The sequence below is a fragment of the Agarivorans sp. D1326 genome (assembly GCF_056958115.1).
In genome coordinates this window covers 112839-131377 of record NZ_JBTWEN010000005.1, presented here as the reverse complement: position 1 = coordinate 131377, position 18539 = coordinate 112839, and the positions used below count along the sequence as shown (strand labels likewise).

General features: G+C 46.6%; 17 protein-coding genes. 8 read left to right on the top strand and 9 right to left on the bottom strand.

Features of this window, described 5'->3' with window-relative positions:
* Positions 1 to 37: 37 nt before the first annotated feature.
* Positions 38 to 1666: an alpha-amylase family glycosyl hydrolase gene (locus ACYFDN_RS11435; protein WP_483511196.1), complete on the bottom strand. Its 1629-nt coding sequence runs from the start codon at positions 1664 to 1666 to the stop codon at positions 38 to 40.
* A 267-nt stretch (positions 1667 to 1933) separates the two neighbouring features.
* On the opposite strand from ACYFDN_RS11435, the gene rlmF reads away from it, so the two are divergent.
* Both rlmF and ACYFDN_RS11425 read left to right on the top strand, forming a co-directional pair.
* Entirely contained in the window at positions 1934 to 2893 is a 960-nt protein-coding gene (gene rlmF, locus ACYFDN_RS11430) for a 23S rRNA (adenine(1618)-N(6))-methyltransferase RlmF (protein WP_483511195.1), read from the top strand.
* Between the two features lie 80 nt (positions 2894 to 2973).
* Positions 2974 to 3858, top strand: a complete 885-nt coding sequence (locus ACYFDN_RS11425) for a PA4780 family RIO1-like protein kinase (protein WP_016402320.1) — start codon at positions 2974 to 2976, stop codon at positions 3856 to 3858.
* Between the two features lie 24 nt (positions 3859 to 3882).
* Here ACYFDN_RS11425 and ACYFDN_RS11420 read toward each other — a convergent pair whose 3' ends face one another.
* The 5 genes from ACYFDN_RS11420 to ilvG form a co-directional block, all read right to left on the bottom strand.
* Positions 3883 to 4620: a hypothetical protein gene (locus ACYFDN_RS11420; RefSeq protein WP_483511194.1), complete on the bottom strand. Its 738-nt coding sequence runs from the start codon at positions 4618 to 4620 to the stop codon at positions 3883 to 3885.
* Positions 4621 to 4740: 120 nt separating this feature from the next.
* Positions 4741 to 6276 (bottom strand): threonine ammonia-lyase, biosynthetic, encoded by a 1536-nt coding sequence (gene ilvA, locus ACYFDN_RS11415; RefSeq protein WP_483511192.1) that lies wholly within the window; start codon positions 6274 to 6276, stop codon positions 4741 to 4743.
* An 80-nt stretch (positions 6277 to 6356) separates the two neighbouring features.
* Entirely contained in the window at positions 6357 to 8204 is a 1848-nt protein-coding gene (gene ilvD, locus ACYFDN_RS11410; protein ID WP_483511191.1) for a dihydroxy-acid dehydratase, read from the bottom strand.
* A gap of 37 nt (positions 8205 to 8241) precedes the next feature.
* Positions 8242 to 8514 carry an acetolactate synthase 2 small subunit gene (gene ilvM, locus ACYFDN_RS11405; protein ID WP_016402316.1) on the bottom strand — a complete coding sequence of 91 codons (273 nt, stop codon included), beginning with the start codon at positions 8512 to 8514 and terminating at the stop codon, positions 8242 to 8244.
* Positions 8514 to 10172: an acetolactate synthase 2 catalytic subunit gene (gene ilvG / locus ACYFDN_RS11400; protein WP_483511189.1), complete on the bottom strand. Its 1659-nt coding sequence runs from the start codon at positions 10170 to 10172 to the stop codon at positions 8514 to 8516. Before ilvG ends, ilvM begins: the two co-directional genes overlap by 1 nt.
* A 507-nt stretch (positions 10173 to 10679) precedes the next feature.
* On the opposite strand from ilvG, the gene ACYFDN_RS11395 reads away from it, so the two are divergent.
* Entirely contained in the window at positions 10680 to 11126 is a 447-nt protein-coding gene (locus tag ACYFDN_RS11395; protein WP_483511187.1) for a DUF192 domain-containing protein, read from the top strand.
* Positions 11127 to 11194: 68 nt separating this feature from the next.
* On the top strand, positions 11195 to 11755 hold the full coding sequence (locus tag ACYFDN_RS11390) for a sugar O-acetyltransferase (protein ID WP_483511186.1): 561 nt from the start codon (positions 11195 to 11197) through the stop codon (positions 11753 to 11755).
* 27 nt (positions 11756 to 11782) lie between these two features.
* Here the strand turns inward: ACYFDN_RS11390 and ald are convergent, their stop codons facing one another.
* The 3 genes from ald to pdxR form a co-directional block, all read right to left on the bottom strand.
* Positions 11783 to 12904 carry an alanine dehydrogenase gene (ald, locus tag ACYFDN_RS11385; protein ID WP_483511185.1) on the bottom strand — a complete coding sequence of 374 codons (1122 nt, stop codon included), beginning with the start codon at positions 12902 to 12904 and terminating at the stop codon, positions 11783 to 11785.
* A 40-nt stretch (positions 12905 to 12944) separates the two neighbouring features.
* On the bottom strand, positions 12945 to 13706 hold the full coding sequence (locus ACYFDN_RS11380) for an SDR family NAD(P)-dependent oxidoreductase (protein ID WP_483511183.1): 762 nt from the start codon (positions 13704 to 13706) through the stop codon (positions 12945 to 12947).
* A gap of 224 nt (positions 13707 to 13930) precedes the next feature.
* Positions 13931 to 15427 carry a MocR-like pyridoxine biosynthesis transcription factor PdxR gene (gene pdxR / locus ACYFDN_RS11375; RefSeq protein WP_483511181.1) on the bottom strand — a complete coding sequence of 499 codons (1497 nt, stop codon included), beginning with the start codon at positions 15425 to 15427 and terminating at the stop codon, positions 13931 to 13933.
* On the opposite strand from pdxR, the gene ACYFDN_RS11370 reads away from it, so the two are divergent.
* Genes ACYFDN_RS11370 through ACYFDN_RS11355 form a run of 4 tightly spaced genes read left to right on the top strand, consistent with a single transcriptional unit; the run spans position 15426 to position 18470 of the window.
* Positions 15426 to 15689, top strand: coding sequence for a hypothetical protein (locus ACYFDN_RS11370; RefSeq protein ID WP_016402309.1), 264 nt, complete (start codon positions 15426 to 15428; stop codon positions 15687 to 15689). The genes pdxR and ACYFDN_RS11370 overlap by 2 nt on opposite strands.
* Entirely contained in the window at positions 15634 to 16641 is a 1008-nt protein-coding gene (gene tauA / locus ACYFDN_RS11365) for a taurine ABC transporter substrate-binding protein (RefSeq protein WP_194164149.1), read from the top strand. The genes ACYFDN_RS11370 and tauA overlap by 56 nt, the downstream gene beginning before the upstream one ends.
* Before the next feature lie 32 nt (positions 16642 to 16673).
* Positions 16674 to 17513, top strand: coding sequence for a taurine ABC transporter ATP-binding protein (locus ACYFDN_RS11360; RefSeq protein WP_152783274.1), 840 nt, complete (start codon positions 16674 to 16676; stop codon positions 17511 to 17513).
* A 9-nt stretch (positions 17514 to 17522) separates the two neighbouring features.
* Entirely contained in the window at positions 17523 to 18470 is a 948-nt protein-coding gene (locus ACYFDN_RS11355; protein ID WP_483511180.1) for an ABC transporter permease subunit, read from the top strand.
* Positions 18471 to 18539: the final 69 nt, after the last annotated feature.

The following is an 18539-nucleotide window of genomic DNA, read 5'->3' as shown; positions in this document are numbered from 1 at the left end:
GGCCTGTCAGTCTGTAACTGTCAGGCCCTTATTGGTTTTAGTATTGGTAAATACGAATTTCTTGAGCCGCAAGGCTTAGGTTGAGTTGGCCAGATGAGGTTGTGCTCACAGCGTTACTACCAAAGTTTGCCAATGGGCTTAACAGTGTTGAGGCTTGTCCAACTGGGATAACCGGCGTTTGCGCACTATCACTGTAGTTAAGCACCACTAATACATTTGAATCCGCTAGGCTTCGACTATAAGCCAGTACTTCACCATCAAGCAGCACTTCTATATCTCCCTCGCGTAAAGCTGGAGTGTTTTTACGTAACTGAATTAATGTTTTGTAATGGTGGTAGATGGAATTGCTATCTGCCATTTGGTTAGCAGCATTATAAGCCGCTGTATTGTGGGCATGCGCGCGGTAAGGCGTACCGGTGGTAAACCCGCCTTCTGCAGTCCAACTCATTGGTGCTCGCAGTAAGTAGTCACCACCACTATTGGCGGTGTGGCCCATGCCCACTTCTTCCCCGTAATAAACAAAAGGTTGTCCCGGTAGAGTAAGCAAGGTAGCAGCAGCTAAGCGGTATTTAGCCTCGTTTCCGGCAAACTGCTCAAATACTCGTGTACCAGCGAAGTAGTCATGGTTTGCCAATAGCAGTCCCATGCTACTAAGCCGACTTTGTTGTAGCCAACCTACGACACCTGTATCAACGGTAGAGCCACTATTCACGCTTTGCATGATGTCCCTGTTTAAATAAAACGAGAACGCTGAGCCGCAAAAGTCTGATTGAGCGGCAACTAAAGAGTCACTTGAATCTTCGCAAATCATAAAACGATTGCTGTAATCTTCCATTACCAATTGCTGAATGCCATACATAATGGCGGCATTCTCTGGTTGTCCAGACCACTGATTCGGTCCATTTTCAACTAAGTGAGTCATGGCATCGAAGCGAAAACCGTCCATGCCGGCATTTAGCCAGTAACGTAAGTTGTTGTAGTGGAAGTCGACAACTTCTTGGTTTCCAAAGTTGTAGTCAGGCATATTGGATTGGAAGATACCGTAGTAGTATCCGTATGTACCTTGGTGCCAAGAAAGATCTCCTGACCAGTTGGTCCAGCCAGGGTTACTTGACTCCCACATATACCAATCACGTTTCCCGCCAGCATTGTTATCTGAATCGATAAATACTGGGTTATCGCCTGAACTGTGATTGATGAGGTAGTCGGCAATTACACCAATGCCTCGGGCATGGGCTTGTGCTAAAAACTCATCAAAGTCTTGTCGGGTCCCGTAGTCGCTCTCGATGCTACGGTAATCGACTACTTCGTAACCGTGATCTTTATCAGAGCTTTCGCTAAAGGGCATTAACCAAATGCCTTCAACGCCTAAGTCTGCAATGTAATCCAGTTGGGAGGTAAGACCTTTAAAGTCTCCAATCCCATCGCCATCGGAGTCTTTGTAACTGCGTACAAATATCTCCATAAAAACTGCGCCTTTATACCAGTCTGCGGCTAATGCTGGTTGATCGTCCACAGCCACCGAGCTCATGTCCAAAAGGCTTTCAGCTTTGGCTTCTCCAACGGGGATTTCTTTAGGGGTTATTGCTTCTGAGCTAGAGTCACAGCCATTTAAGCTCGCCAAAATTGCAAGCGACAGCGCACTGCTTATCAAGTGTTTGTTCATTTTACTTTCCTTGTAACTTGCTTAACGCAAAGCTTATGCAGCGCGACTATAGCCGTGGTGATCTGATTATTGCCACCTTCTTTGCACAGCTTTATAAATAATCAATTAAGTACTAATTGATTATGATATTTTCTATTATATTGATTTATATATCACTTATTTAAGTCACACTTTTATCAATAATGCTTTATTCAATGAGATGCAGCCTTTAGCCCCACTTCGCTTTATAATGCTATTTGTCTAGAACTTATTGGTTACAACAAGCGAATGCGCGCAAAAAAAACGACCTCTCCGGGAGAGAAAAGCCAACTTCACCCGCGTAACAAACACCGACAGCGTTACGATTTCCCGGCGCTTATTGCGTCATGTCCCGAGTTAAAACGCTTTGTGGCCCAAAACCAATATGGAGATGCTTCGGTAGATTTTTTTGACCCAGAAGCGGTGCGCTGTTTAAACAAGGCACTGTTAAAGCATTTTTATGGGGTGAAAGGCTGGGAAATTCCAAAACACAACTTGTGTCCGCCCATTCCGGGTCGTGTCGATTACATTCATTACTTGGCCGATTTATTGGCTAATTCTTTAGGTGGCAGCCTATCTAAAAACAGCCCAGTGCGTTGTATTGATGTAGGAGTGGGAGCGAATTGTGTTTACCCTTTGGTTGGGGTTAGCGAATACGCTTGGTCATTTGTGGGCAGTGACATCGAAGCAGCATCTTTACAATCAGCAGAGCGTATTCTAGCGGCTAATCCGCATTTACAAGCAAATATCACGCTGCGTTTACAAGGCAACAAAAAAACGATATTTAAAGGTATTGTACAAGCGAACGAGCGTTTTGAGCTTAGCATGTGTAACCCGCCGTTTCACCGCTCGGCTGCAGATGCCCAAAAGGGCAGCCAAAGAAAACAAACCAATCTAAAGGCTAATGCTAAAAACAAATCAAAGCTAAACTTTGGTGGTCAAAGCAATGAATTGTGGTGCCCCGGTGGAGAGTTGAGTTTTATTAAAAACATGGTGGCAGAGAGCGAGCAGTTTTCACAACAAGTGTTGTGGTTTACCAGCTTAGTATCGAAAGAGGCAAACTTGAGGGCGATATACCAAGCGCTTAAACAAGCAAAAGTGAGCCAATATGAAACCATTAAAATGGGGCAAGGCAATAAGGTGAGTCGCTTTGTTGCGTGGTCTTATCATTCGCCAGTACAACAGAAGCAATGGCTAGCCTCTTCGTAACATAGAGTTTGATTTATGTTTTGCTAAGTAGCTTGGCAAATATGCCTATATAAACGATCGATTTTGAATAAATGAGATAAATGAAAACGCCTAAAAGAATCCAGCCTTTAGTTGATGACGGCTTAGTTGATGAAGTGAAAAGCCAGCTAATGAGCGGTAAGGAAGCGTCTGTTTACGTGGTGCGTTGTGGCGATGAGATCCGCTGTGCAAAAGTATATAAAGAGGCTAGCCAGCGCAGCTTTAAGCAAGCGGTGGTGTATCGCGAAGGGCGTAAAGTTCGCAATAGCCGCAGGGCCCGGGCGATGGAGAAAGGCTCGGGCTTTGGTCGTGAGCAACAAGAAAAAGTGTGGCAAAGCGCCGAAGTAGATGCCTTGTATAAGCTCGCGGCTGCTGGGGTGAGAGTGCCAGAGCCCTATGGTTGTTTTGATGGCGTATTACTCATGGAGCTTGTCACCGATGATGAAGGCTATGTGGCACCGCGCTTAAACGACGTGATGATGAGTGAGGAGCAAGCGCTTGAAGATCATCAGTTAGTCATCTCTTACATCGTGAAGATGTTATGTGTGGGGCTTATTCATGGCGATTTGTCGGAGTTTAATGTGTTGGTGGACGCCTACGGCCCAGTGATTATTGACTTACCCCAAGCGGTAGATGCTGCCGCCAACAACAATGCTGAATGGATGCTGACCCGTGACATTAACAACATGCGCGACTACTACAGCCAATTCGCGCCAGCCTTGGCCAATACTGAATACGCCAAAGAGATGTGGAGCTTGTTTGAAAAAGGTGAGCTGACAGCCGACACCGAGCTTAGCGGCAAGTTTGTAGAACAAGATACCGTGGCAGATATTGCAGCTATTATGCAAGAAATAGATGCCGCCCGAGAAGAAGAGCTAGCCCGCAAAGAGAGACTAAAAGAAGCCCAACAAGGCGTTGATGAAACCAAGTTTAACTGGGCAGATTAGCGTTTCTACCCAGTTATTCAGGGTTTAAATATTTACCTGTGCGCTGGTTTGAAATTCTAGCAAGGTATTGGCTGGAATTTGCACCGCACCGCCGCGAGTAATGATGGCTAAACCAGCCCCTACTTTGGCGCCGTCTTTGGCGCCATCACTACCATTAATTAGCCCACCAATGGCTGCGCCGCCAGCGGCCTTTTTCACGGTGTTTTTACCTTGGGCATCACCTAAGCCATTAAAAGCATTGGTTTGAATGGCAACACGTTGGCCATTAACGGTGATGTCGGTTAAGGCAATTGTTAGGCTAGATTTTCCGGCCAAACGACCCGCTTGTTCACTCTGCAATACTTTGCCGTAAACGGGGCTACCTGCTTTGGCGATAAGCTGGCCGTTAATTGCTAAGTCGCTTTCTAAGCTTGCGCTAAAGCGATGGCCAGAGGCATGTTCACGAGTGCTAATTGCGCTGTCTAAGCTGATCATCAGCGGGGTACCTGCAGGAATGCTGCTTACAGCCTGAGTGGTTTTGGCTGAGTTGGTGTCGGTTTTAATGTCAGTATGAGTATTGGCAAACGAAAGCTGCAGATCTTTCACATCGGCGGTGTTAAAGGTCATGGTATTGCCAGCCACTTCAAACTGAAGCTCTTGGCTATTTCGCTGCAACAGTGTGCCTTCTAAGATGCTGCCATTGTTTAACGTGAGCGTGTCGGCAGAAAGGTTAAAACTCGCAAGCGTGATAAGTGCGGCGATTGCAGTAAATGATTTAGCCATAAACTAGAGTCTCCAGTGGTTTGCTGAAAAACAAAGTTTTTAGCAAACTTGCTGTAGTAATGCTTATGGCTGGACAACTTAGTTCAATATTTAGAAATTAATGAGCTATTCAGTCTATGCTCAGTCATGCGCCAAGAAGAACTGATAAGCGGTGTTATCGCTTTCGTCACGATAATCAAAGCCTAACTGCTCTAAGTGTTTACCAAAGGCTTGTTGGTCGCTTTCTTGTAATTCAAACCCGGCTAATACCCGGCCATAGGCCGAACCGTGGTTGCGGTAATGAAACAAGGTTATATTCCAATGGGGGCCAAGGGTGCGCAAAAACTTAAGCAGTGCGCCAGGTTGTTCTGGGAACTCAAAACTGTAGAGCTTTTCATTGAGCTGGGTGCCAGGCCGCCCGCCTACCATATAACGCACGTGTTGCTTAGCAAGCTCGTCGTCACTTAAGTTGGCCACTTGATAACCGCTGCTATCAAGCTTATCTAACAGCGCTGGTAGCTCCTTATCGCTATTGCTCACCTTAATGCCAACAAATATGCTGGCTTGTTGCTCGCTGGCATAACGATAGTTGAACTCGGTGATGACTCGCCCGCCCAAGTGTTCAACAAACTCTAAATAAGCGCCTTGGCACTCTGGAATGCGTACCGCTAATACCGCTTCTTTTTTCTCACCAAGCTCGGTGCGCTCAGACACATAACGCAGGTTATGAAAGTTCATGTTAGCGCCAGATAACACTGCAGCTAAGCGCTCACCTTCTAGTTTGTGCTGTTGGGCATAGGCTTTTAAGCCAGCCAGAGCTAGTGCACCAGAGGGCTCAGAAATGGCGCGGGTATCTTCAAAAATGTCTTTTACTGCTGCGCATATTTCATCGGAGTTTACGGTAATTACATCGTCGAGGTATTGCTGGCAAAGGCGAAAGGTTTCGCTGCCAATCAATTTAACCGCTACGCCGTCGGCAAATAGTCCAACCCGTTCTAAGGGAGTGGGTTTACCAGCAGCTAAGGCGGCTTTTAAACAAGCTGAATCTTCGGCTTCTACGCCTATCACTTTCACATGAGGCATCAGCTGTTTAATGTATACCGCCACCCCAGCGGCAATACCGCCGCCACCTACCGGCACAAATACCGCGTTTAGGTGCATGTCTTGTTCAAGCAGCTCTTTGCCAATGGTGCCTTGGCCGGCAATCACGTCTACATCATCGAAAGGAGGGATCAATGTGTAACCATGTTCTTCAACCAGTTGTTTGCAGTATTGGTAGGCTTCATCAAAGCTATCGCCCACCAAACGTACATCAGCGCCCATGGCGCGTACCGAGTCCACTTTAATATCGGGAGTGGTGGTTGGCATTACGATCACCGCGGCAATGTTAAGTCGCTGTGCCGACATAGCCACGCCTTGCGCGTGATTGCCAGCCGATGCTGCAACCACTCCGCGCTCACGCTGCTGTTGATTAAGTTGGGCGATTTTGTTGTAGGCGCCGCGTAATTTAAACGAATGCACACTTTGTCGGTCCTCGCGTTTCAGCAAAATATTATTGCCACTGCGCTGCGACAGCTTAGGCATACCCTGTAGTGGGGTAACTTGGGCAATTTCGTAGACTGGCGAAAGCAATATACGGCGAAGATATTCGTTAGCACTAGGCAAGTGTTGCATCATAAATTACCTATACATGTTGGCGACAACATAAAAAAATAAGCCCGGCGAACCGGGCTGTTTATTCAAGCAAGACGCGCGGTTTAATCTAGCTTGCTTTTATCGCGTACCGCACCTTTGTCGGCGCTGGTGGCGAAGTGGGCGTACATTTTCAGCGAGGTGCTTACTTCACGTACTCGACCAATTGGGCTCCAAGCATCGCTGCCTTTGGCTTCCATAGCGGCGCGACGTTTAGCCAGTTCTTCATCACTCACTTCTAACACAATGCTACGCTGAGGAATGTTGATATCAATAATATCGCCTTGCTCAACTAAGCCAACCACACCGCCGCTCGCAGCTTCTGGTGAAATATGGCCAATGGATAAACCAGAGGTACCGCCAGAGAAGCGGCCATCGGTAATCAAGGCACATTTCTTACCTAAGCCCATCGATTTTAAGTAAGAGGTTGGGTAAAGCATCTCTTGCATGCCTGGGCCGCCTTTAGGGCCTTCGTAGCGAATTAATACTACTTCGCCAGCTTGTACGGTGCCGTCTAAAATGCCAGCAACTGCGTCGTCTTGGCTTTCAAAAATACGGGCAGGGCCTTTAAATACTAGGTTATCGTCGTCTACGCCGGCAGTTTTAACAATACAGCCGTCTTGCGCTAGGTTCCCTTTTAGTACAGCAAGGCCACCTTCTAAACTAAAGGCGTTTTCTAAACTGCGAATACAACCTTCGGCGCGATCGTCGTCTAGGTCATCCCAGCGGCAATCTTGGCTAAAGGCTTTAGTGGTGCGAATACCTGCAGGACCAGCGCGGTAAAATTCTTTTACTGCCTGATCTTGGGTTTGCATGATGTCCCACTTGGCTAAGGTATCGGCCAAGGTTTCGCCCATTACATTCGGTTCGTTACGGTTTAGTAAACCTGCACGGTCTAATTCACCCAAAATACCCATGATGCCGCCTGCGCGGTGTACATCTTCCATGTGGTATTTGTTGGTAGATGGCGCCACTTTACATAGTTGAGGAACCTTACGAGACAGCTCATCCATGTGGTCCATATTGTAATCTACGCCAGCTTCTTGGGCTGCTGCTAAAAGGTGTAATACGGTGTTAGTAGAACCGCCCATGGCGATATCTAGGGTCATCGCATTTTCAAAGGATTTGTGTGTCGCGATTGAGCGCGGCAATACACTTTCGTCATCTTGCTGGTAGTAACGGTTACACAAATCAACAATGCGCTTACCGGCATTTACAAACAGTTTTTCACGGTCCGCGTGAGTCGCTAGCATTGAACCATTACCTGGCTGGGCTAAACCTAGCGCTTCGGTTAAACAGTTCATTGAGTTTGCGGTAAACATACCAGAACAAGAACCACAGGTTGGGCAGGCGCTACGTTCTACTTTGTCGCTGTCTTCATCGGATACGTTTTTGTCGGCGCCCATAACCATGGCGTCAACTAAGTCGAGCTTAATGATTTGGTCGCTAAGTTTGGTTTTACCGGCTTCCATTGGGCCGCCAGAAACAAAGATAACTGGAATGTTTAAGCGCATCGACGCCATCAGCATTCCCGGGGTGATTTTGTCACAGTTAGAAATACACACCATGGCGTCGGCACAGTGGGCGTTTACCATGTACTCAACGGAGTCTGCAATTAGGTCGCGTGAAGGTAGGCTGTAAAGCATGCCGCCGTGGCCCATGGCAATACCATCATCTACAGCGATGGTATTAAATTCTTTAGCAACACCGCCTGCGTTTTCAATAGAGCGTGCAACCAATTGACCAAGATCTTTTAGGTGAACGTGGCCCGGTACAAATTGGGTGAATGAGTTCACCACTGCGATAATTGGCTTGCCAAAATCTTCTTCTTTGGTTCCTGTTGCTCGCCAAAGGGCGCGCGCTCCAGCCATATTACGGCCTTCGGTGGTGGTGGCACTTCGCAGTTTAGGCATTGCGGTTTACTCCGTTAATCTGTGTTTGCTATTTGTTTTAGGCAATGGCCGCTTTTGGCGAAGCCACTGCTTGTAATTGGGTTAATTGCACTTGCTCAACGTCAAACAATTTCACTAATTGATTAGTAAGATGCTCTATTGGACGCTCGCTCGTCACACTAAGTTCAATACGGTATCCAGACTGCTCTTGGTCATTGAACTGCTCAATTTGCATAGATTGTACTAAAAAACCGCGGTGACGTGTCACTCGTAATACGCGTTCTAGTACATCTGCTTGCTGGCGAGTAGAAATGGTTAGTGAATGTTGCATTAGCAGTCCTCCATCATTTTGTCGTTGGCCACACCGGGTGGCACTAATGGCCATACGTTTTCTTCAGCATCAATTAATACATGCAGTAGGTAAGGGCCTTTGCTATCTAGCATCCGTTGCAAGGCTGCGTGTACATCAACTTTGTTGCTAATGGTTTCGCCGGGAATATCAAAAGCCGAGGCCATTTTTACAAAGTCGGGGTTGTCATCAAGAATCGTTTCACTAAAGCGGCCATCAAAAAACAAATTTTGCCACTGGCGAACCATGCCTAAGCGGTTATTGTCGATTAACACCATTTTTACCGGCAGCTTAGCGCGTTTAATGGTGGTGAGTTCTTGTACATTCATCATGAATGAACCATCACCAGAGACGTTAATAACGGTGTCGTTAGGGCGCGCAAACTGCGCGCCAATGGCTGCGGGTAAACCAAAGCCCATAGTGCCTAGGCCTGCACTTGATAAATGATTCTCTGGGCCATCAAACTGCATATGTTGGGCTACCCACATTTGGTGTTGGCCAACATCACAAGCTACCACGGTGTTTTTATCCACCATCTTGCTTAAGTCACTAAGCATAGCAGGCGCAAAAATATGCCCGCCTGGGTGATCATAACGCCAAGCAAAATCATGTTTGCGTTGTGCCACTTTTTCTTGCCAGATATCAATCTCGGTTTGGCAATGCAGCTTAGGTAGGGTTAGCTTTAAGTCGCTGTCTAGTGCAACATCTGGGGTGCGGCGTTTACCAAATTCGCTGGCATCAGCATCTAGGTGAATCACTTTGGCATTTGGTGCAAATTCATCAAGCTTGCCGGTAACGCGGTCATCAAAGCGCGCGCCAATCACCACTAATAGGTCAGTTTCTTGAACACTTAGGTTGGCTGCTTTAGTGCCGTGCATACCTAACATGCCTAAGTAGTAAGGTTGTTCTTCGGTGATCGCCCCAATCCCTTTTAGCGTGCTCACACTTGGGATTTTGCTGTAGTTCAAAAACTCACGTAACTCAGTCACAGCATTGGCCATACCTACGCCGCCACCCACATATACAATAGGTTGTTTGGCGCTAGCGATGAGTTGTTTGGCTTGGCTTATTAGTTCTGCCGCGGGTTCTACAGGAGCGCTGGCAGCAGCCAAGTAAGCGAGGCTTTCTTCAACTTCGGCTAATTGCACATCTTTAGGCACATCTATAAGCACTGGGCCTGGGCGGCCGCTGGTGGCAATCTCAAAAGCTTGTTCTATGGTGCGTTTAAGCTCTTTAACGTCGGTCACCATAAAGCTATGTTTGGTGACCGATAACGACATACCTAATACGTCTACTTCTTGGAAGGCGTCGGTACCGATTACTGGCTGGGCTACTTGCCCAGTAATCGCGATAAGTGGAATGGAGTCTAGCTGCGCTTCGGCAAGGCCAGTGACGAGGTTGGTTGCGCCAGGTCCAGAAGTGGCGATACACACACCAACTTTAATGCCCGAAGTTGCTCCTGCGCGGGCATAACCCACCGCTGCCATTGCCGCACCTTGCTCGTGGCGAGTAAGCATGTGCTTTACACCACCGTCGTAGAGAGCGTCGTATAAAGGCATAATTGCCCCGCCAGGATAACCAAATACTTGTTCAACGCCCTGTTGTTTCAGAGTCGCTACAATTTGTTGCGCACCATTCATTACTACTTCCTTTCCACCGTTAACAAAAAACCCCCGAGCTTTGCAGCGCGGGGGTTTGATGTTGTGTGCTTGTTTCAGTTACAACAACGCATCCCCGCGAGGTGATAGAATAATCACCACAAGGACGACGCTAATAATTAGAGCAACTGAAAGAGACATATTTAAAACTTTCCTAAAGCATTGGCTAACAAGTATCACAGGATAAAATGTGATTCAAGTCCACTTTGGCTACTAATTGTTCTGCCTGTGGTACGTTTAATAAACAATTTAAGGTTTCTTAATCTGTCCTTTCTTTTTTTATTGGTTGTATGTTCTGTTTTATTTGTTTTGAGTGGTGATAAATCTTGTATATGCAGCAGATTGTTCATTGCTCATTTGGCTAAAATTATTGCACTTTTTTTCGTTGATTTGCGTTTAAGCAAGGTAAAGTGATGGCTTGCTTAGTGAGTTGTATATCTGACACGGTTTTACTTAGCGCCGTTTTAGTCATCTGGGAATCCTGTAACTTTGAATGTATCCGTTTATAAATATGTCCTATTGGTTTTACTGTTCGTCACAAAAAATGTGGGGGCTGCAACGCCAAGTGAGGAATTTCCAGCGGTAGCGGTGGAGGTCAATCAACAGCACTACACGGTGGAATATGCCTACAGTGACCAACAACGCGCCTTGGGTTTAATGCATCGCCTGCACTTGTGTAACGATTGCGGCATGTTGTTTAATTTTCAGCGCAGCAAACAAGCTCAAATGTGGATGAAAAATACTTTGATCCCTTTAGATGTCGCTTTTATCCGCAAAGATGGCTCTATTAGCGAAATCACTCAGATGCAGGCGAATGATGACAAACTAACTAAATCGCGCTTTCAAGTTATGTACGCATGGGAGATGAATCAAGGCTGGTTTGCCAAAAATGCAATCCAAGTCGGAGATAAAGTAGTGATTAAAGCTGTAGAATAACTTACTGAAAATAAAACATTTCGCTGCAGTTTTGTCCTAGTGGCTGCCAGTTTCTCGAAGAGGTAAGCATGACAGAAAAAGAAAAGATGTTAGCTGGAGAGTTGTATTTGGCCTTTGACGGAGAGTTGGTTGAAGAGCGTAACCAAGCTAAGTCTCTATGTTACGAACTCAATTTGTTACACCCCGAAGAAGATCTACGCGCCGAGGTTTTAGCCGAGCTGTTGCCAAACAGTCTCGATCCTTGGATAGAGCCAGATTTTTTCTGCGACTACGGCTATAACATCACCACCGGTAAGAACTTTTATGCTAACCATAACTGTGTGATTCTTGATAGCGCGCCTGTCACCATCGGCGATGACGTGATGCTGGCTCCTGCTGTGAACATTTCTACTGCGACTCACCCGTTAAACGTCAAACAGCGCACCGAGGGTTTAGAGCGAGCTTTACCTGTAACCATTGGAGATCGCGTGTGGATTGGTATGGGCGCGAATATTTTACCTGGCGTAAGCATTGGTGATAACGCGGTGATTGCCGCCGGTGCCTTGGTTAACAAAGATGTGGCTGCTAATACAGTGGTAGCCGGAGTACCGGCTAAATACATTAGAGATATTCCCGAGGACCAAGACTAGCTAACCTGAGTTAGCTAGTCGCTTTCTTTACGCGGCTTTAATTGCACTTAGTGCTTCGATGTATTGTTTTGCTTGGCTCTCGCCAACGCTTTGGTTGGTGAGTTTACCATGAATTACATTTAAGCCGTTTAACAAGTGTGGGTTAGCTAATAATGCCTGTTTGTAACCTTGATTTGCGAGCTGCAATACAAAAGGTAGGGTGGCGTTATTGAGGGCAAATGTTGAGGTTCGCGCTACTGCGCCAGGCATGTTGGCAACACAATAGTGCACTACGTCATCAACAATGAAGGTGGGTTCGGCGTGAGTGGTTGCTACCGATGTTTCAAAACAGCCGCCTTGGTCAATAGCTACGTCAACAATGGCACTTCCAGGCTTCATACCGCTGATCATTGCTCTAGTGACTAACTTGGGCGCTGCAGCACCAGGAATTAATACGCCGCCAATCACTAAGTCGGCATCAGCAACATATTTTTCTAGATTGTATTGGTTAGAGAATACTGTTTTAACGCGGCCAGAAAACTGAGCGTCAATTTGGCGTAGCGTATCGATGTTATTGTCTAACACGGCTACGTCAGCATACATGCCTACCGCCATTTGGGCTGCATTTCGGCCTACAACGCCGCCGCCAATAATCACTACTTTTGCTGGCTCTACACCACTTACGCCACCTAGCAGCATGCCACGTCCAAGGTTTGATTTTTCTAAACAATGAGCGCCAGCTTGAATTGCCATGCGGCCTGCTACTTCAGACATAGGCGCTAATAGCGGTAATGCCCCAGTATTTGAGGTGACTGTTTCATAGGCAACACAGACTGCGCCGCTGTCTATCAGATCATCTGTTTGCGGGACGTCAGGTGCTAGATGTAAATAAGTGAATAGTAGTTGGTCTTCTTTTAGCATCGCGCGTTCTTGAGCCAAAGGCTCTTTTACTTTTACTATCATCTCGCTGCTAGCAAACACGTCTTGTGCGCTGCCAACAATGTTTGCGCCAGCTTTTTGGTAGGCGGCATCGTCGATATTAATGCCTAAACCTGCACCAGCTTGAATGTTAACTTTATGGCCGCGGGCGGTAAGCTCTTGAACTGAGGCTGGCACTAAGCCAACGCGATATTCATGGTTTTTGATTTCTGAAGGTACGCCAATAATCATAATAATCTCCTAGCGATTTAAGTTTTAATTGAAAAAGTAATTAGTTAGCTTGTTTAACAACATTGAAGTTGTTCCAAGCTTGCGTGCTGGGCATAACTTCTAAGCTATTAATGTTGATATGAGCAGGTTGCTCTACTAACCAATAAATAATGTTGGCAATGTCTTCTGGTTGCAGGGCATTGCTATTGCCGTAAAGCTGCTGATATTTTTCTTGGTCACCGCCAAAGCGCACCAAGCTAAATTCACTCTCCGATAAACCTGGCTCTAAGCTGGTAACCCGCACGCCGCTACCCACTAAGTCACAGCGTAGATTTCTAGAGAACTGGGCGACAAAGGCCTTTGAGGCGCCATATACATGACTGCCGGGGTAGGGCCAATTAGAAGCTATCGAGGCTAAGTTCACTACCGAGGCAACCGTTTGCTGAGTAAGAATGGGCAGCAAGGCATGGGTAACATTAACCAGCCCGGTGACATTGGTATCAATCATGGTGTGCCAATCAGCAAGGCTGGCCTTATCACAAGGGTCGGTGCCTAGGGCTAATCCAGCGTTGTTAATTAGCGCTGTTACTTGTTTAAAGTCTTCTGGCAATGCTGCTACTAACTGGGCTACTTGTTGGCTATCGCGCACATCAAGGCTGGCATAATGCACTTGGCATTGTTGGCCTAGCTCATCAGCTAGTTGGGCTAAACGCTCTACGCGCCTACCGGTTAAAATGAGTTTGTAACCGTGCTGAGCAAACAACTTAGCACTGGCAAGGCCAAACCCCGATGTAGCGCCAGTAATGAATACGCAATTGCTCATAAATAACTCCTTGTTAAACAAACTAAATTTTTGACGGCTGGTTAGAGTCATAGCCTCTAACAGCGGAATGAAATTAGATTAACCAAGGGAGGTTGTGGGCGAGTAGTGCCAGAAATATGAACCGAAGGGACCAGATTAAATTTGGGGTTTTAGCTAAGCTTACAAACCACTCTAGCGCTGAAGAATATCTGCGCTAGAGTAGTTTGTTGCACAGTATTATTGATTTAGGCGTGTAAGGCTTCGCTAGGACTATGCTGTGAGAGTTGGCTAACTAAGTTACCTAACAGGGCGAGTCCGGCATTTATCTTTTCTTCTGCAATCGCCGAGAACCCCAAGCGGATGTAGTTTTTGGGTGCTTGTTGTTCGGCAAACAAAGTATCCCCCGATTCTACCAATATTCCTTGTTTAGCCGCTTGCGTCACCAGTTCACTACTGCATACATGCTTAGGCAGTTCTATCCAAAAACAAAAACTACCTGGCGTTGCGTTAATCACGCATTGATGAAGGTGGCGCTGTAAACCTTGTTGCATGAGTAGCCATTTTTGTTCATACACATGGCGCATTCTACGAACATGACTATCGTAATAACCTTGAGCAATAAACAGCGCTGCGGTGCGTTGATTATTGGCTGGAGGGTGGCGGTAGATAAGTCGGCGCAGTGCGCGTAGCTCGGCAATTAGCTGCTTGTTTGCTACCAAGTAACCTATGCGTAAACCTGGTGATAGCGATTTAGACAGGCTGCCGATGTAAATAACCCGGCCATGTTGGTCAATGCTTTTTAGTGCGGGCAATGGCTGCTCATGAAAATTCACTTCGCTTTCATAGTCATCTTCTATTAATACAAAGTCGTCCGTAGCGGCTTGTTCGAGTAGTTGTTTGCGTCGCTCAATAGGCATGGTTACGGTAGTTGGGTATTGATGGCTGGGCGTTACACATACATAGTCACAATCGCTAAGTTGCTGGCCGAGTATTAGGCCCTGTTGATCAAGCTCTAATGGCTCTGGTTTAGAGCCACATTGGGTGAATATGTGCCTTAAGTCAGCATAGCCGGGGTTTTCTACCCCTACTTTTACTCCCTGTCCCGCGAGCAAGGAAGCCAGTAGGTACAAAGAATTTTGGGTACCCATGGTAATTAGCACTTCGTCGTTACTGGCTGTAATGCCGCGTTTAGACAAAATCTGCTGGCGAATCTGCGTGACCAATTCTGGATCATCTACATCAACATAATCTTCAATCCAATGATGCACACTATTACGGTTTTGGGCGATGCGAGAACATTCTCGCCATTGATAAATGGGGAAATGGCTTGGCTCAATTTGGCCATAAATGAAGGGATAAGCATAATTTATCCAATCTTTATCTTTGTTTAAGGTGCTAAATGATGCCGGGGCGCTGCGTAAGCGATGGGTCCAATTTGGCTGGTTTTGGTCCAGATGAGGGCGAGTTTGCACCAATTTGAGAGTTGGTTCTTGGTCCAATTCAGGGTTTACAAAAAAGCCGCTGCGTTCTCTGGCAATTAAGTAACCATCGTCCACCATGCTTTCGTAAACCAATACCACTGTGTTACGCGACACTTTTAGCAGTTGCGCCATTTTGCGGCTGGAGGGCAGGGCCCTTGTGCCAAAGTAGTCGTGCTGAATCAGCTCTACTAACTTTTCTCTAATCTGTTGTTGTAAGCCTCTACCTGCTTGTAACTCAATATTCATCATGCAGTCATTCATGCCCATATCCTTACAAAAAGTAGGTGAAGATTTTGCATATCTTCCATTCCCCATGTTTGGAAATAGCAATTTATTAGCCAACATGGCTTTTTATTTGTTGCTTTGCGCTGGACCAGCAATTCAAAAAAATTGGCCCTATAGCTCGTTTTTCGCACGCAGTAACTTAAAACAACACGCTAAGTGTCGGGTTCAACAAGGAGTTAACGATGAAACAATTGAAGATGAAAACTGCGATAGCAGCTTTGGCGGGACTAATGATTAGCACGGCGGTTACCGCAAAAGAGGTCACCATTGGATACCAAGGAATGTTCAATCCATGGAAGCACGCCATTAACGAGAAATTGGTAGAAAAAGAGACGGGCTACACCATTAAATGGCGTCGCTTTGATTCTGGCGCTAAAGCAATGACCGCGATGGCCTCTGGCGCTTTAGATTTAGCCTCGGCGGGCTCTAGCCCAATTGCAAGTGCGGTAAGCCGTGGCGTAGATATCGAATTGGTATGGATTCTAGAAAACATTGCCGATGCAGAAGCATTGGTAGTGCGTGACGGTTCGGGGATTAACTCTCCAGCCGACTTAAAAGGTAAGCGCATTGCGGTACCGTTTGTATCCACTACGCACTTCCATGCCTTATTTGCACTTGAGCAATTTGGCTTAACCGAGAAAGACGTTCGCTTAATCAACATGCAGCCTAACTCTATAGCCGCAGCATGGCAGCGCGGAGACATCGACGGCGCGTTTATTTGGGATCCTGCACTGGGCAAAATCAAGCAAAGTGGCAAGGTGCTGATCACTTCGGCCACCTTAAGTGCTTGGGGTAAACCTACTTTTGACGGCTTAGTTGCGAATAAAGAGTTTGCTGCTGCTAACCCTGATTTTGTGAGCAAAATGCTTAAAGTAGTGATTGATTTAGACGAAGACTACCGCAGCAACAAAGCGAGCTTTGATGCTAGCAACCCAATTGCCCAGTCTATTGCTAAAGTGAGTGGCGGTGACGTAAACACGGTAGCTGAAGTGCTCGACCTTTATGAGTTCCCCGATGTAACTACGCAACTATCTTGCAGCTGGTTGGGTTGTGGCGCAGAAGGCGGAGCCAGCCAATCACTTAAATCCACTTCAGAGTTCTTGAAAGAGCAGAAGAAGATCAACGACTTAATGCCAGATTACAGCAAGTTTGTTAACCCTGCTTATGCAGCGGCAGCCGCAGAAATGTAACTGGCTAACAGCCTAAACCAGGAGACTTAACAATGAATACTCTCGAAATTCATGACGTATCGGTAGTCTATCCTGCAGCTCAAGGTGGTGACCCAGTCACCGCCTTATCTGAGGTGAACTTGAGCATTGAACAGGGCGATTTTGTGGTTGCCTTAGGTGCCTCAGGATGCGGAAAAACCACATTATTAAACTTGATTGCCGGGTTTATCGCGCCCACCAAAGGGTATCTCACTTTAGGCTCTAGCCCTATTGAAGGTTATCCCAGAGTGGCTTGTGGTTTAGATATTGGCGATGAAATTGTTGGCCCTGGTGCCGATCGCGGCGTGGTGTTCCAAAAACATGCGCTACTGCCGTGGTTAAACGTAATCGAAAACACCGAGTTTGGCTTAAAGCTGCAAGGTGTAGACAAACAAGAGCGCCGAGAGCGCGCGGCCAGTTACTTAAAACTGGTGGGCCTTGAAGATTTTCACCAACACAAGGTGTACCAGTTATCTGGTGGTATGCAGCAGCGGGTTGGGATTGCCCGAGCGCTTACTAACAACCCTGAAATGCTGTTACTTGATGAACCCTTAGGTGCCTTGGATGCGCTTACTCGTGAATCCCTGCAAGAGCTCTTGCTGGATGTATGGCGCGAAACCAACAAAATGATGTTTTTTATCACCCACAGTGTGGATGAAGCCTTGTTGTTAGCTACTCGCCTCATTGTGATGTCGCCGCGACCAGGGCGGATAACGCATGAATTTAAGATTGATTTTAACCAGCAGTTTTTAGACTGCCGAGACGCTAGAAAAGTGAAATCGAGTGAAGCCTTTATTGCCATGCGCGAGCAAGTGTTAGCAATTATTCATGGCGACGAAGCGGCGGCAGCCTAAGGACAAATTATGACGACCAATACCATGAGTGCCTCATCTCTAACTCCGCCCATTAGCCCCGATGAGAAGGCTGTTAGCGCGGCAGCACATAAAAAAGAGCTGACTCCTTTTGCCAAAAAAGTTGTTAGTACCACCAAACAACTAACCGCGCAAAAAGCCGTTCAAAGTGGTGAATATTTTGGTACGCCTGGTGCTGGAGATAGCAAACTAATTGCACTGTGCTCTACCATATTTTTCTTGGGTTTATGGGCACTGGTAACCGAAGCTGGCATGATTAAACCGATGTTCTTACCATCGCCTTTTGATGTGCTAGCTCGCCTTTGGGACATTTTTATTGATGGCTTTGCTGGCGCAACCTTGTTTGAACACCTTGGTGCAAGTTTAGGCCGCATTTTTGGTGCGTTTGTTTTGGCCTGTGTAATTGGTATCCCGCTTGGTATCGCTATTGGCTGTAGCAGAGTGATGCGTGGCATATTTGACCCTATAATCGAATTTTATCGCCCGCTGCCTCCTTTAGCCTACCTGCCATTAGTGATTATTTGGCTGGGTATTGATGAAGAAAGCAAAGTGACTTTAATCTTTCTAGCCATGCTGGCGCCAATTGTATTGAGTGCCCGTGCGGGAGTGAGCTCGGTGCGGATTGAGCAAATTCAAGTAGCTTATTCAATGGGAGCAAGTCGCTGGCAGGTGGTCTCTCAAGTAATTACCAAAGGTGCGTTGCCCGACGTATTAACCGGTATGCGCATTGCTATTGGCTTTGGCTGGACAACCCTAGTAGCTGCAGAAATGGTGGCCGCAGAGCGAGGCATAGGATTTATGGTGCTAAATGCGTCTGAATTTTTGGTTACCGATGTGGTTATTGCCGGCATCGTGGTGATAGGCATAATCGCTTATTGCTTTGATTTGTTTATGCGGTTCTTAGAAAGCAAGTTGGTACCTTGGAAAGGATGCAACTAAGCGCAACAAGTTCTACCTTTGCATGTTGTTTGCCCGGCTAATGTCGGGCTTTTTTTGTTGGGCAGGGAC

Excerpts from the sequence above, each read along its gene's own strand:
- ACYFDN_RS11435 (WP_483511196.1), bottom strand. The coding sequence starts at position 1,666 with ATGAACAAACACTTGATAAGCAGTGCGCTGTCGCTTGCAATTTTGGCG.
- rlmF (WP_483511195.1), top strand. The coding sequence starts at position 1,934 with ATGCGCGCAAAAAAAACGACCTCTCCGGGAGAGAAAAGCCAACTTCAC.
- ACYFDN_RS11425 (WP_016402320.1), top strand. The coding sequence starts at position 2,974 with ATGAAAACGCCTAAAAGAATCCAGCCTTTAGTTGATGACGGCTTAGTT.
- ACYFDN_RS11420 (WP_483511194.1), bottom strand. The coding sequence starts at position 4,620 with ATGGCTAAATCATTTACTGCAATCGCCGCACTTATCACGCTTGCGAGT.
- ilvA (WP_483511192.1), bottom strand. The coding sequence starts at position 6,276 with ATGATGCAACACTTGCCTAGTGCTAACGAATATCTTCGCCGTATATTG.
- ilvD (WP_483511191.1), bottom strand. The coding sequence starts at position 8,204 with ATGCCTAAACTGCGAAGTGCCACCACCACCGAAGGCCGTAATATGGCT.
- ilvM (WP_016402316.1), bottom strand. The coding sequence starts at position 8,514 with ATGCAACATTCACTAACCATTTCTACTCGCCAGCAAGCAGATGTACTA.
- ilvG (WP_483511189.1), bottom strand. The coding sequence starts at position 10,172 with ATGAATGGTGCGCAACAAATTGTAGCGACTCTGAAACAACAGGGCGTT.
- ACYFDN_RS11390 (WP_483511186.1), top strand. The coding sequence starts at position 11,195 with ATGACAGAAAAAGAAAAGATGTTAGCTGGAGAGTTGTATTTGGCCTTT.
- ald (WP_483511185.1), bottom strand. The coding sequence starts at position 12,904 with ATGATTATTGGCGTACCTTCAGAAATCAAAAACCATGAATATCGCGTT.
- ACYFDN_RS11380 (WP_483511183.1), bottom strand. The coding sequence starts at position 13,706 with ATGAGCAATTGCGTATTCATTACTGGCGCTACATCGGGGTTTGGCCTT.
- ACYFDN_RS11370 (WP_016402309.1), top strand. The coding sequence starts at position 15,426 with ATGCCCATATCCTTACAAAAAGTAGGTGAAGATTTTGCATATCTTCCA.
- pdxR (WP_483511181.1), bottom strand. The coding sequence starts at position 15,427 with ATGAATGACTGCATGATGAATATTGAGTTACAAGCAGGTAGAGGCTTA.
- tauA (WP_194164149.1), top strand. The coding sequence starts at position 15,634 with ATGAAACAATTGAAGATGAAAACTGCGATAGCAGCTTTGGCGGGACTA.
- ACYFDN_RS11360 (WP_152783274.1), top strand. The coding sequence starts at position 16,674 with ATGAATACTCTCGAAATTCATGACGTATCGGTAGTCTATCCTGCAGCT.
- ACYFDN_RS11355 (WP_483511180.1), top strand. The coding sequence starts at position 17,523 with ATGACGACCAATACCATGAGTGCCTCATCTCTAACTCCGCCCATTAGC.